Source organism: Streptomyces sp. NPDC014894 (assembly GCF_043080985.1).
Lineage (GTDB): Bacteria > Actinomycetota > Actinomycetes > Streptomycetales > Streptomycetaceae > Streptomyces.
On record NZ_JBIBWD010000005.1, the window covers coordinates 199714 to 212364 of the forward strand.

Here is a 12651-nt window from a genome sequence, read left to right on the forward strand (position 1 = left end):
CTCCGTCAGTCGCCGTACTCGGACATGGCGTCGACCAGCCGCGCCGAGGCCGCCGAGACGACTACACCACGGATACGGGACGGAGGCACGGGCACCGCCGCGGCCGTCGCGGGAACCACCCAGTGGGGTGCCATCCGGACGCAGTCACCGCGCAGCTCGGCGAGGGTGATATCGGACTGGTGTGCGATACGGGATGTGAACGGCTCTGTCATATCCGCACCGTACGCACCAGGAGGCACGGTAAAAAAGACCTACTATCGGGTAGTTTCGCACCATCGGCCAGGCCGCCCCCGACCGGGTAGCGTTAAGCGTCATCCACACCCCGCCACAGGAGCGCATCGCCGTGCGAATCGCAGTCACCGGCTCCATCGCAACCGACCACCTCATGACCTTTCCCGGTCGTTTCGCCGATCAGCTCGTCGCGGACCAGCTACACACGGTCTCCCTGTCCTTCCTTGTCGACACCCTCGATGTGCGCAGGGGCGGTGTCGCGGCGAACATCTGCTTCGGCATGGGCCAGCTGGGCACCGCACCCATCCTGGTCGGCGCCGCCGGCGCGGACTTCGACGAGTACCGCGCCTGGCTGGACCGCCACGGCGTGGACACCGAATCCGTACGGATCTCCGAAGTGCTCCACACCGCGCGCTTCGTCTGCACCACGGACGCCGACCACAATCAGATCGGCTCCTTCTACACGGGCGCGATGAGCGAGGCCCGGCTCATCGAACTCCAGTCCGTCGCCGAGCGCGTCGGACCGCTGGACCTGGTGCTCATCGGCGCGGACGACCCCGAGGCGATGATGCGCCACACCGAGGAGTGCCGCTCGCGGCAGATCCCGTTCGCCGCGGACTTCTCCCAGCAGATCGCCCGGATGAGCGGGGACGAGATCCGCACCCTGCTGGACGGCGCGACCTATCTCTTCTCCAACGAGTACGAGAAGGGACTCATCGAGTCCAAGACCGGCTGGACCAACGAGGAGATCCTCTCCCGGGTCGGCCACCGGGTGACCACGCTCGGCTCGCGCGGCGTCCGCATCGAGGCCGTCGGCGTCGAGCCCGTCGAGGTCGGCTGCCCGGACGAGGAGGCCAAGGTCGACCCCACCGGAGTCGGCGACGCCTTCCGCGCGGGCTTCCTCTCCGGTCTCTCCTGGGGCGTCGGCCACGAGCGGGCCGCCCAGGTCGGCTGCATGGTCGCCACCCTCGTCATCGAGACCCTCGGCACCCAGGAGTACACCCTGCGCCGGGCCCACTTCATGGACCGCTTCAAGAAGGCCTACGGCCACGAGGCCGGCGCCGAGATCGAGCAGTACCTGAGCTGACGCACGCCGCCGCGCGCCCGGGACGCCCCGGGCGCGCGCACCTCCGGAGCCCTTCTCCCGGACCCCGCCGCGCCCGAGTGCCCCGGGGCCGTTCTCCCCGGTTCCGCCGGGCCCGCGTGCCCCAGGACCCTCTTCCGGATCCCGCCGCGCCGCCCGCGTGTCCCGCGTCCTAGCCCGCCCGGCGCACCACGTACGCCGCCCCCCGCTCCCGCTCCTCCTCGCCCACGTACTCCTGCCCCCGCATCGCGCACCACGCCGGGATGTCCAGCCGCGCCGCCGCGTCGTCCGAGAGCACGGTGACCGTCCCGCCCACCGGCACCCGGCCGATCACCTTCGCCAGCTCGATCACCGGAATCGGGCACCGCTTCCCGAGCGCGTCCACGACCAGGGACTCCGGGCCCCCGCCGCCCTGCCCGGCCGCCGGCGCGCCGAGGCGCTCCCGCACCGAGGCCACCGCCCGGGGCAGCACCGACAGAAACCGGTCGACCTCCTCCGCCGGGACGCCCGGGGGCAGCGACACCCGCACGTTCCCCTCGCTCAGCACCCCCATCGCCCGCAGCACATGGCTCGGCTCCAGCGTGCCGGAGGTGCACGAGGAGCCCGACGACACCGAGAACCCCTCCCGGTCCAGCTCGTGCAGCAGCGCCTCCCCGTCGACATAGAGACAGGAGAAGGTGACGAGGTGGGGGAGCCTTCCCACCGGGTCGCCCACCACCTCCACATCCGGCACCAGCTCCGGCACCCGGGCGCGGATCCGGTCCACCAGGGCCCGCAGCCGTACCGCCTCGGCGTCCGCCCCGGCCCGCACCGCCCGCAGCGAGGCCGCCGCCGCCACGATCGCCGGAATGTTCTCGAAGCCCGGCGTACGACCCGACTCGCGCTCGTCCGACGGTCCTTGCGGCGCGAACCGCACCCCCTTGCGCACCACGAGCAGCCCCACCCCCGCCGGACCGCCCCACTTGTGCGCGCTCGCGGTCAGCAGCGACCAGTCGCCGCCGACCGGCCCCCACCCCAGCGACTGGGCGGCGTCCACCAGCAGCGGCACCCCGGCGGCCCGGCAGGCGTCGGCCGCCTCGGCCACCGGCTGCTCCGTGCCGACCTCGTGATTGGCCGACTGGAGGCACGCCAGGGCGGTCGGCCCCGCCAGCGCCCCGGCCCAGTCGGACACCGCCACCCGGCCGAGCCGGTCCACCGGGACCAGGACCGCGTCCTCGCCCGCCGCGTGGAGCACCGCGGAGTGCTCCACCGCCGACACCACCGCCCGCCGCCCGGCCCGCCGGCGGCCCGCCAGGGCCCCCGACACGCCGAGGTGGACCGCGTGCGTCCCCGACGGGGTGAAGACCAGCTCGTCGGGGCGGCACCCCACCGCCTCGGCCGCCGCCTCCCGCGCGGCGTCCAGCAGCAGCCTCGCCCGCCGGCCCTCGCGATGGAGCCGGGCCGGGTCCGCCCACCCCTCGTCGAGGGAGGCGACGAGGGCCTGGCGGGCCACCGGGTGCAGGGGAGCGGAGGACGCGGCATCGAAGTAGGACACCGCGCCACGCTAACCCTCCCGCGCCGAGGGAGCGTCAGATGCCGGTGCCCCGCACCGAAAACCCTGGCGAATACCCGAGCGATTCCCGTGGAAAAGCGCACGTTATCCAGGGGGATTCCACCCCTTCGGGGGGGCGGACGGCGCGTTGGGCACCCTCCCCGCGCGACCCCAAATAGCGTCCAGTAGGGTTTGGTCCGCATAAACATCCAAACCCCTGCCCGCGTCAGGGCCGGCGACCGACCAGCGAGACGGCCGCAACCCGTCGCGCGGGCCGAGACTCTCGGGAAGGCGCTACGTGAGTCCCAACGGCTCCGACCGCTCGTCGCGGCGCCCGATGCGGCGGAAGCTGCCGCAGGCGCTGACTGCGGGCCTGATCCTGGTTACCGCCACCGGCTGCGAATACACATGGGAAGACTTCCCACGCCTCGGCATGCCCACCCCGGTCACGGAAGAGGCGCCGATCATCCTCTCCCTCTGGCAGGGATCATGGGCTGCGGCGCTCGTCACGGGCGTTCTGGTGTGGGGTCTGATCCTGTGGAGCGTCATTTTCCATCGACGCAGCCGCAGCAAGGTGGAGGTACCACCGCAGACCCGGTACAACGTGCCGATCGAAACGCTGTACACCGTGGTCCCACTCATCATCGTCTCGGTGTTCTTCTACTTCACCGCGCGTGACGAGTCCAAGCTGCTCTCCCTCTCCAAGGGACCCGTCCACAACATCAATGTGGTCGGCTACCAGTGGAGCTGGGGCTTCAACTACGTCGAGGACGTCGAAGGCTCCAAGGGCGACGCCCGGACCGACAAGAACCTCAACGCGGTCCCGAACAAGTATCTGAAGGACTTCCCGGCCAACGCCGGCGGTGTGTACGACTACGGCATCCCCGGCACCCGGAATCCTCAGAACGGCAACCCGGGCCCGACCCTGTGGCTCCCCAAGGGAGAGAAGGTCCGTTTCATCCTGACCTCCCGTGATGTGATCCACTCCTTCTGGGTGGTCCCCTTCCTCTTCAAGCAGGACGTCTTCCCCGGGCACACCAATGCCTTCGAGGTGACGCCCACGAAGGAGGGCACCTTCATGGGCAAGTGCGCCGAGCTCTGCGGCGCCGACCACTCCCGCATGCTGTTCAACGTCAAGGTCGTCTCCCCGGAGCGCTACCAGCAGCATCTGAAGGAGCTGGCCGAGAAGGGGCAGACCGGCTACATCCCGTCCGGCATCGCCCAGACGGACCCGGCCAAGGACGCGGAGAAGAAGCAACTGTGAGCATCCTCAACGAATCCCAGGGTGCCGCCGCAGCAGCTGACGACTCATACGAGAACGAGCTGCCGGTACGGCGCAAGCAGCCGGGCAATGTGGTGGTGAAGTGGCTGACCACCACCGACCACAAGACCATCGGTACGCTCTACCTGGTCACGTCGTTCGTCTTCTTCTGCGTCGGCGGACTGATGGCGCTCGTCATGCGCGCCGAGCTGGCTCGTCCCGGCACGCAGATCATGTCGAACGAGCAGTTCAACCAGGCGTTCACCATGCATGGCACGATCATGCTGCTGATGTTCGCCACCCCGCTGTTCGCCGGATTCGCGAACTGGATCATGCCGCTGCAGATCGGCGCGCCCGACGTGGCGTTCCCGCGGCTGAACATGTTCGCCTACTGGCTCTACCTCTTCGGCTCGCTCATCGCGGTCGGCGGCTTCCTCACCCCCCAGGGTGCGGCCGACTTCGGCTGGTTCGCCTACTCCCCGCTGTCGGACGCGGTCCGCTCGCCGGGCGTCGGCGCCGATATGTGGATCATGGGCCTCGCCCTCTCGGGCTTCGGCACCATCCTCGGCTCGGTCAACTTCATCACCACGATCATCTGCATGCGCGCTCCCGGCATGACGATGTTCCGTATGCCGATCTTCACCTGGAACGTGCTGCTGACCGGTGTTCTGGTCCTGCTCGCCTTCCCCGTGCTCGCCGCCGCGCTCTTCGCGCTGGAGGCGGATCGGAAATTCGGCGCACACATCTTCGACGCGGCCAATGGCGGCGCGTTGCTGTGGCAACACCTCTTCTGGTTCTTCGGCCATCCAGAGGTGTACATCATCGCGCTGCCGTTCTTCGGCATCGTCTCGGAGATCATCCCGGTCTTCAGCCGCAAGCCGATGTTCGGCTACTCGGGCCTGGTGGCCGCCACCATCGCCATCGCCGGTCTGTCGGTGACGGTGTGGGCGCACCACATGTATGTGACGGGCGGCGTACTCCTACCGTTCTTCTCGTTCATGACCTTCCTGATCGCGGTGCCCACCGGCGTGAAGTTCTTCAACTGGATCGGCACCATGTGGAAGGGCTCGCTGTCCTTCGAGACGCCGATGCTCTGGACGATCGGCTTCTTGATCACCTTCACCTTCGGTGGTCTGACCGGTGTCATCCTGGCCTCGCCGCCGCTGGACTTCCACGTCTCCGACTCGTACTTCGTCGTCGCGCACTTCCACTACGTCGTCTTCGGCACCGTGGTCTTCGCGATGTTCGCCGGTTTCCATTTCTGGTGGCCGAAGTTCACGGGCAAGATGCTGGACGAGCGTCTGGGCAAGATCACCTTCTGGACGCTGTTCATCGGATTCCACGGCACCTTCCTGGTCCAGCACTGGCTGGGCGCGGAGGGAATGCCGCGGCGGTACGCGGACTATCTGGCGGCCGACGGGTTCACCGCGCTGAACACCATTTCGACCATCAGTTCGTTTGTGCTCGGCGCCTCGGTCCTCCCCTTCATGTACAACGTCTGGAAGACGGCGAAGTACGGGAAAAAGGTGGAGGTGGACGACCCGTGGGGATATGGCCGTTCGCTCGAATGGGCGACGTCCTGCCCGCCCCCGCGGCACAACTTCCTCACCCTTCCGCGGATCCGTTCCGAATCGCCGGCCTTCGATCTGCATCACCCTGAGATCGCGATCGTCGACCAGCTCGAGAATCGCGGCGAGGTCGACAAGGCCCTCACCGCCGGGAAGGAGGCGGCCAAGTGAAGATCCAGGGAAAGATGTTCCTGTGGCTGAGCGTCTTCATCCTCGCCGTCGCCATCCTGTACGGCGTGTGGTCGAAGGAGCCGGCCGGCACCACGGCGCTCTTCATGGCGTTCGCCCTGAGCCTCATGGTCGGCTACTACCTGGCCTTCACGGCCCGGCGCGTGGACGACATGGCGCAGGACGACCAGGAGGCCGATGTCGCGGACGAGGCCGGCGAGGTGGGGTTCTTCTCCCCGCACAGCTGGCAGCCGCTCTCGCTGGCCATCGGTTCGGCGTTCGCCTTCCTCGCCGTGGCCGTGGGCTGGTGGCTGATGTACTTCTCGGCGCCGCTCATCCTCATCGGCATCTTCGGATGGGTGTTCGAGTACTACCGCGGTGAGAGCCAGAACCAGTGACCCGCTGATTCCGGCGATCGCCGTACCGCCCGCGCGACCACCTCGCGCGGACGGACAGACGGTCCGGGCCCGGCTCCCCCTCACTCGTGCGGGGGAGCCGGGCCCGCCCGTTTGTACGCGTTCAACGCGCCGTCGCGATGCGGCATTCATACCGTGAGGCTATGAACCAGACGCCGCGCCTCAGCTCCGTTCTCCGCTGCACCCTGCTGGTCCTGGCCCTGGGGGCGGCCGCGACCGCGTGCGGCGAGACGAAGAGCCACCCGCTCTCCGCCAAGCCCTTCGACGCGGCCCGGCAGATCGCCTTCAACACCCCCGCCGGGGCCGCGAAGGCCAGCCCGGACAAGCCCTTCGAGGTCACCGTGAAGGGCACGGAGGGCCGGATCACCGATGTGACGGTCGTCGACGACTCCGGTCACCACCTGGCGGGCGAGCTGGCCGCCGACGGCAGCCGCTGGCGGTCCACGGGAGCCCTGTCGGCCGGCGCGAAGTACACCGCCCGGGTCGCCACCGAGGACAAGAAGGGCGCTCCCGGCACCCGTACGCTCGGTTTCGAGACCTCCCCGGCCAAACGCCGCCTGACGGTGGGTTTCGGCCCGGAGGCGGGCACCTACGGCGTCGGCCAGCCGCTCATCGCCGAGCTGAGCCTGCCCGTCAAGGACCGCGAGGCGCGGGCCGTCATCGAACGCGGCCTCAAAGTCGACTCAAAGCCGTCGGTCGAGGGCGCCTGGCACTGGGTGGACGACCAGAATCTCCACTTCCGGCCCAAGGACTACTGGCCGGCCGGCGCCAAGGTCACCGCCTCCAGCAACCTCCAGGGCGTCAAGGTCTCCCACCAGCTCTACGGCGGGGCCTCCGAAGCGCTCAAGCTCACCATCGGCGACCGGGTCGAGGCCATCACCGACGCCTCCTCGCACTACATGACCGTGCTCCGCAACGGAGAAGTGATCAACACCATTCCGATCACCACCGGCAAGCCCGGATTCTCCACCCGCAACGGCGTCAAGGTGGTCCTCGGCAAGGAGTACTTCGTCCGGATGCGCGGCTCCAGCGTCGGCATCGGCGGCTCCGAGGCGTACGACCTGCCGGTCTACTACGCCACCCGGGTCACCTGGAGCGGCGAGTACGTCCACGCCGCGCCCTGGTCCATCGGATCCCACGGATACGCCAACGTCAGCCACGGCTGTACGGGCATGTCCACCGGCAACGCCGCCTGGTTCTACGAGACCGTGCGCGAGGGCGACCTCGTCCACGTCGTCAACAGCATCGGGGACGACATGGACACCTTCGGCAACGGCTACGGCGACTGGAACCTCTCCTGGGCCGACTGGCGCAAGGGCAGCGCCCTCGTCGGCGCGACCAGGGACGGCAGCAGCACCACCGACGTGGCCCGGCTCAGGCCCCGGATCTAGCGCCCGGCCCGGGCCCCGGCCCACACCGGGATCAGAGGCTCCCGCCCGCCGGGTCCGGCGCGCCCGCGCCCGGACCGCGCCCGGATCAGGCGGAGAACCGCCCCTGGACCGGGCGGATTCCCGCCCCGGGGGCGGCCGCGGGCCGCCCGGAAGCGGCCCGGGGCCGGCCCGCCCCCGGGGAACGGGCCGTCAGGCCCCCACGCCGAGCCTCTCGCGCAACAGCGCGGCCAGCGCGTCCGCGAACTCCACCGGGTCCACCGGAAGCGTCACAGCGGCCTCAGCGCGGCTCCAGGTGGCCAGCCAGGCGTCCTGGGGGCGTCCGATCAGGAGCAACACGGGCGGGCAGTTGAAAATCTCGTCCTTGATCTGCCGGCAGACGCCCATGCCGCCCGCGGGCACGGTCTCGCCGTCCAGCACACAGACGTCGACCCCGCCCTCGTCCAGCTGCTTGAGCACGGCCGGCAGGGTCGCGCACTCGATGAACTCGACCGGGGGGACATCGGCCGCGGGCCTGCGACCGGTGGCCAGCCGCACCTGCTCACGGGTGTTGGCGTCATCGCTGTAGACCAGCACGGTGGCGGTCGGCTGCATTGTTCCTCCGCGTCGTCGGGGCCCTCTGGATCAGGTACCGGTGGGCCGGATGCTACTCGCTCCCCCTGTTCGTAAACAGCGGTTCGGACACCCTGCCGATGGGCCGTTCGGGCAGCACAGCGGCCACTGACACACCGAACGGCACCCCCCGGAGTGAGGGCGGGATAAGCGACCGACATAATGTCGGTCGTGGCGACAGCAACGACAGTAGAAACCGGGCACGCGCACCCGTCGGTCAATCGGCCGAACCTCGTCAGCGTCGGAACCATCATCTGGTTGAGTTCCGAGCTGATGTTCTTCGCGGCCCTCTTTGCGATGTACTTCACTCTGCGCTCGGTTACGGGTGCCGAGTTCTGGTCCTCGAAGGCCGACCTTCTGAACTTCCCGTTCTCGGCGACGAACACCACGATCCTGGTGCTCTCCTCCCTCACCTGCCAGCTCGGCGTATTCGCCGCCGAGCGCGGCGATGTGAAGAAGCTGCGCACGTGGTTCATCATCACGTTCATCATGGGATCGATCTTCATCGGCGGTCAGGTGTACGAGTACACCGAGCTGGTCCAGCACGGGATCTCACTCTCGTCGGACCCGTACGGCTCGGTGTTCTACCTGACCACCGGCTTCCACGGACTGCATGTGACAGGCGGCCTGATCGCCTTCCTGCTGGTCCTGGGCCGGACCTACGCGGCCAGGAGATTCACCCATGAGCAGGCAACCTCCGCCATCGTCGTGTCCTATTACTGGCACTTCGTCGATGTCGTCTGGATCGGCCTCTTCGCCACGATCTACATGATCAAGTAACGGGCGTGGGCGCTCGCGCCCGAAGCAGACACAGTCCAGAAGCATCGACGCAGAAAATCCTGACACCGGGGTAATCCGTGAAAAAGCTCTCCGCACGACGACGCCATCCGCTGGCGGCGGTCGTCGTCCTACTCCTCGCGCTGGCGGCCACCGGGGGGCTGTACGCCGCGTTCGCGCCTGCGGACAAGGCACAGGCCGATGAAACCTCCCAGTCCCTCGCCATCGAGGAGGGCAAGAAGCTGTACACCGTGGGCTGCGCGAGCTGCCACGGAACCGGCGGCGAGGGCACCACTGACGGCCCGTCCCTCGTCGGTGTCGGCTCTGCCTCCGTCGACTTCCAGGTCGGCACCGGACGTATGCCGGCGCAGCAGCGCGGCGCACAGGTGCCGAAGAAGAAGGTCATCTACTCCCAGGCCGAGATCGACCAGCTCGCGGCGTACGTCGCCTCGCTGGGCGCCGGTCCGATCACGCCGACCGAGGATCAGTACAGCCCGAAGGGCGCCGATGTCGCCCGGGGCGGCGACCTCTTCCGCACCAACTGCGCCCAGTGCCACAACTTCACCGGCAAGGGCGGCGCGCTGACCGAAGGCAAGTACGCCCCCACCCTTGAGGGCGTCAGCAACAAGCATCTCTACGAGGCCATGCAGACCGGCCCGCAGAACATGCCCTCCTTCCCCGACGGCGTGATGCCGGAGAAGGAGAAGAAGGAGATCATCGCCTACGTCGAGACCATGAACGACCCGAACAAGGCATCGAGCCCCGGCGGTCTGACGCTGGGCGGGCTCGGTCCCGTCAGTGAGGGTCTGTTCGCCTGGATCTTCGGTCTGGGTGCGCTGATCGCAACCGCCGTCTGGGTCGCGGCCCACACCGCTAAGGCCAAGAAGTCATGAGTAGCCAAGACATTCCAGAAGAGAACCTGCCGGTCGAGCAGGGCGCCGCGCACGGCGCGGCAGGGCACGGCGGCACCGCCGTGGCCCAGCGTGTGGACGAGGACCCGTTCCACGACCCGGGGCTGCCGGCTCACAAGCCGCGCATCCAGGACATCGACGAGCGGGCCGCCAAGCGGTCCGAGCGCACCGTCGCGCTCCTGTTCACGCTCTCCATGCTCTCCACGGTCGCGTTCATCGCCAGCTTCGTCGCCTTCCCGGTCGACAAGCTCGTCTACATCTGGCCCTTCGGCCGGGTGAGCGCGCTGAACTTCTCGCTGGGCTGGACGCTCGGCGCGGCCCTCTTCTTCATCGGCGCGGGCGCGGTCCACTGGGCCCGCACGCTGATGTCCGACGTGGAGGTCGCCGACGACCGGCACCCCATCGAGGCGTCGCCCGAGGTGAAGGCCCAGGTGCTGGCCGACTTCGCGGCCGGCAACGAGGAGTCGGGCTTCGGCCGCCGGAAGCTGATCCGGAACACGATGTTCGGCGCGCTGGCGCTGGTGCCGCTCACCGGTGTGGTGCTGCTGCGCGACCTGGGCCCGCTGCCGGAGCGCAAGCTCCGCGAGACGCTCTGGGCCAAGGGCAAGCAGCTCATCAACATGAACACGCATGAGCCGCTGCGTCCCGAGGACATCACCGTCGGCTCGCTCGTCTTCGCCATGCCCGAGGGCCTGAAGGACGACGCCCACGACTTCCAGATCCAGATCGGCAAGGCCGCCCTGATGATCGTCCGGATCCGTCCGGACGACATCAAGGACAAGCGCGAGCTGGAGTGGTCCCACGAGGGAATCGTGGCCTTCTCCAAGATCTGCACCCACGTCGGCTGCCCGATCAGCCTGTACGAGCAGCAGACACACCACGTGCTCTGCCCGTGTCATCAGTCCACCTTCGACCTCTCCGACGGAGCCCGGGTCATCTTCGGCCCCGCCGGTCACCCCCTTCCGCAGCTGCGGATCGGTGTGAACGCGGAGGGCAACCTCGAAGCGCTCGGCGACTTCGACGAGCCTGTCGGTGCGTCCTTCTGGGAGCGCGGATGAGTACTACTGCCACTGACACCAAGCGCCCCGAGCGCAAAGCACCCGCGGGTGAACGGGTCGCGGACTGGGCGGACGGCCGGCTGGGCATCTACAGCCTGGCCAAGGCCAACATGCGGAAGATCTTCCCGGACCACTGGTCCTTCATGCTGGGCGAGATCTGCCTCTACAGCTTCGTGATCATCATCCTCACGGGTGTGTATCTGACGCTGTTCTTCAGCCCGTCGATGAACGAGATCGTCTACCACGGCAGCTACGTCCCCATGCAGGGCGTGCGCATGTCGGAGGCGTACGCCTCGACCCTGGACATCAGCTTCGACGTCCGCGGCGGTCTGCTCATCCGGCAGATCCACCACTGGGCCGCGCTGATCTTCGTCGCCGCGATGATGGTCCACATGATGCGCGTCTTCTTCACGGGCGCGTTCCGCAAGCCGCGCGAGGTCAACTGGCTGTTCGGCTTCCTGCTGCTCGTCCTGGGCATGTTCACCGGCTTCACCGGTTACTCGCTCCCGGACGATCTGCTCTCCGGCACCGGTGTCCGCTTCGTGCAGGGCGCGATCCTGTCCGTGCCCATCATCGGCACGTACATCTCGATGTTCCTGTTCGGCGGAGAGTTCCCGGGCCACGATTTCGTCGGCCGGTTCTACTCGATCCACATCCTGCTGTTGCCGGGCATCATGCTCGGACTGCTGGTGGGCCATCTGATCCTCGTCGTGTACCACAAGCACACGCAGTACCCGGGTCCCGGCCGGACCGAGAAGAACGTCGTCGGCATGCCGCTGCTGCCGGTCTACATGGCCAAGGCGGGTGGCTTCTTCTTCCTGGTCTTCGGCATCATCTCGGTGGTCGCCGCGGTCGCCACGCTGAACCCGATCTGGGCACTCGGTCCCTACCGGATCGACCAGGTCTCCACCGGCGCGCAACCCGACTGGTACATGGGCTTCGCCGAGGGTCTGATCCGTGTGATGCCAGGCTGGGAGATCAACGCCTGGGGCCACACCCTCGCCCTGGGCGTGTTCATCCCGCTGCTGGTCTTCCCGCTGGTGCTGGGCGCGATCGCGGTCTATCCGTTCATCGAGTCCTGGGTCACCGGGGACAAGCGCGAGCACCACATCCTGGACCGTCCGCGCAACGCCCCGACCCGTACCGCCTTCGGTGTGGCGTGGCTGTTCGCGTACTTCATCATGCTGCTCGGCGGCGGTAACGACATCGCCGCGACCCACTTCAATCTGTCGATCAACGCGATCACCTGGTTCGTCCGGATCTTCTTCTTCGCCGGACCGGTCATCGCCTTCATCATCACGAAGCGGATCTGCCTCGGCCTTCAGCGCCGCGACCGGGAGAAGGTGCTGCACGGACGCGAGTCCGGCATCATCAAGCGCCTGCCGCACGGTGAGTTCGTCGAGGTGCACGAGCCGCTCAGCCAGGGTGAGCTGTACCGCCTCACGGCCCACGAGCAGTACCGGCCGATCGAGATCGGCCCGACCGTGGACGAGAACGGCGTCGAGCGGAAGGTGTCGCTCGTCAAGAAGACCCAGGCCAAGCTGAGCCAGGGCTTCTACGGCGAGGGGAACCAGATCGCCAAGCCCACCGCCGAGGAGTACAAGGAGATCACCAGCGGCCACGGCCACCACTGATCACCTGAACCG

General features: G+C 68.1%; 12 protein-coding genes. 9 read left to right on the plus strand and 3 right to left on the minus strand.

All coding sequences use genetic code 11. From position 1 onward, the window contains the following. Positions 1-5: 5 nt before the first annotated feature. Complete coding sequence (locus ACF089_RS14525; protein WP_392026011.1) at positions 6-212, minus strand: hypothetical protein; 207 nt, start codon at positions 210-212, stop codon at positions 6-8. Positions 213-343: 131 nt separating this feature from the next. Between ACF089_RS14525 and ACF089_RS14530 the strand changes: the two genes are divergently transcribed. After that, positions 344-1318 carry a carbohydrate kinase family protein gene (locus ACF089_RS14530; RefSeq protein WP_392026013.1) on the plus strand — a complete coding sequence of 325 codons (975 nt, stop codon included), beginning with the start codon at positions 344-346 and terminating at the stop codon, positions 1316-1318. A gap of 169 nt (positions 1319-1487) precedes the next feature. Here ACF089_RS14530 and ACF089_RS14535 read toward each other — a convergent pair whose 3' ends face one another. Continuing rightward, positions 1488-2849 carry a cysteine desulfurase/sulfurtransferase TusA family protein gene (locus tag ACF089_RS14535; protein ID WP_392026015.1) on the minus strand — a complete coding sequence of 454 codons (1362 nt, stop codon included), beginning with the start codon at positions 2847-2849 and terminating at the stop codon, positions 1488-1490. A gap of 295 nt (positions 2850-3144) precedes the next feature. On the opposite strand from ACF089_RS14535, the gene ACF089_RS14540 reads away from it, so the two are divergent. From ACF089_RS14540 to ACF089_RS14555, 4 genes are all read left to right on the plus strand, one after another. Further along, entirely contained in the window at positions 3145-4110 is a 966-nt protein-coding gene (locus ACF089_RS14540; RefSeq protein WP_392026017.1) for a cytochrome c oxidase subunit II, read from the plus strand. Further along, positions 4107-5846, plus strand: a complete 1740-nt coding sequence (gene ctaD / locus ACF089_RS14545; protein WP_392026018.1) for a cytochrome c oxidase subunit I — start codon at positions 4107-4109, stop codon at positions 5844-5846. Before ACF089_RS14540 ends, ctaD begins: the two co-directional genes overlap by 4 nt. Continuing rightward, positions 5843-6241 (plus strand): cytochrome c oxidase subunit 4, encoded by a 399-nt coding sequence (locus ACF089_RS14550; protein WP_392026020.1) that lies wholly within the window; start codon positions 5843-5845, stop codon positions 6239-6241. The genes ctaD and ACF089_RS14550 overlap by 4 nt, the downstream gene beginning before the upstream one ends. 161 nt (positions 6242-6402) lie before the next feature. Further along, the gene (locus ACF089_RS14555) at positions 6403-7650 is read left to right on the plus strand and encodes an Ig-like domain-containing protein (protein ID WP_392026021.1); all 1248 of its coding nucleotides are present in this window, start codon (positions 6403-6405) and stop codon (positions 7648-7650) included. Between the two features lie 189 nt (positions 7651-7839). On the opposite strand, the gene ACF089_RS14560 is transcribed toward ACF089_RS14555, so the two are convergent. Then, on the minus strand, positions 7840-8241 hold the full coding sequence (locus ACF089_RS14560; protein ID WP_392026023.1) for a hypothetical protein: 402 nt from the start codon (positions 8239-8241) through the stop codon (positions 7840-7842). Between the two features lie 180 nt (positions 8242-8421). On the opposite strand from ACF089_RS14560, the gene ACF089_RS14565 reads away from it, so the two are divergent. The 4 genes from ACF089_RS14565 to ACF089_RS14580 all read left to right on the plus strand — a co-directional run bounded on the left by ACF089_RS14565 (position 8422) and on the right by ACF089_RS14580 (position 12639). Next, positions 8422-9039: a heme-copper oxidase subunit III gene (locus ACF089_RS14565; RefSeq protein ID WP_392026025.1), complete on the plus strand. Its 618-nt coding sequence runs from the start codon at positions 8422-8424 to the stop codon at positions 9037-9039. Positions 9040-9116: 77 nt separating this feature from the next. Then, positions 9117-9929, plus strand: a complete 813-nt coding sequence (locus ACF089_RS14570) for a c-type cytochrome (protein WP_392026027.1) — start codon at positions 9117-9119, stop codon at positions 9927-9929. Continuing rightward, positions 9926-11005, plus strand: coding sequence for a Rieske 2Fe-2S domain-containing protein (locus ACF089_RS14575; RefSeq protein ID WP_392026029.1), 1080 nt, complete (start codon positions 9926-9928; stop codon positions 11003-11005). Before ACF089_RS14570 ends, ACF089_RS14575 begins: the two co-directional genes overlap by 4 nt. Beyond that, positions 11002-12639 carry a cytochrome bc complex cytochrome b subunit gene (locus ACF089_RS14580; RefSeq protein WP_392026031.1) on the plus strand — a complete coding sequence of 546 codons (1638 nt, stop codon included), beginning with the start codon at positions 11002-11004 and terminating at the stop codon, positions 12637-12639. Before ACF089_RS14575 ends, ACF089_RS14580 begins: the two co-directional genes overlap by 4 nt. The last annotated feature ends 12 nt before the right edge of the window (positions 12640-12651 follow it).

Bases quoted from the DNA above. Each gene is read 5' to 3' on its own strand.
- ACF089_RS14525 (WP_392026011.1), bottom strand. From the start codon at position 212: ATGACAGAGCCGTTCACATCCCGTATCGCACACCAGTCCGATATCACC.
- ACF089_RS14580 (WP_392026031.1), top strand. From the start codon at position 11,002: ATGAGTACTACTGCCACTGACACCAAGCGCCCCGAGCGCAAAGCACCC.
- ACF089_RS14560 (WP_392026023.1), bottom strand. From the start codon at position 8,241: ATGCAGCCGACCGCCACCGTGCTGGTCTACAGCGATGACGCCAACACC.
- ACF089_RS14555 (WP_392026021.1), top strand. From the start codon at position 6,403: ATGAACCAGACGCCGCGCCTCAGCTCCGTTCTCCGCTGCACCCTGCTG.
- ACF089_RS14575 (WP_392026029.1), top strand. From the start codon at position 9,926: ATGAGTAGCCAAGACATTCCAGAAGAGAACCTGCCGGTCGAGCAGGGC.
- ACF089_RS14565 (WP_392026025.1), top strand. From the start codon at position 8,422: ATGTCGGTCGTGGCGACAGCAACGACAGTAGAAACCGGGCACGCGCAC.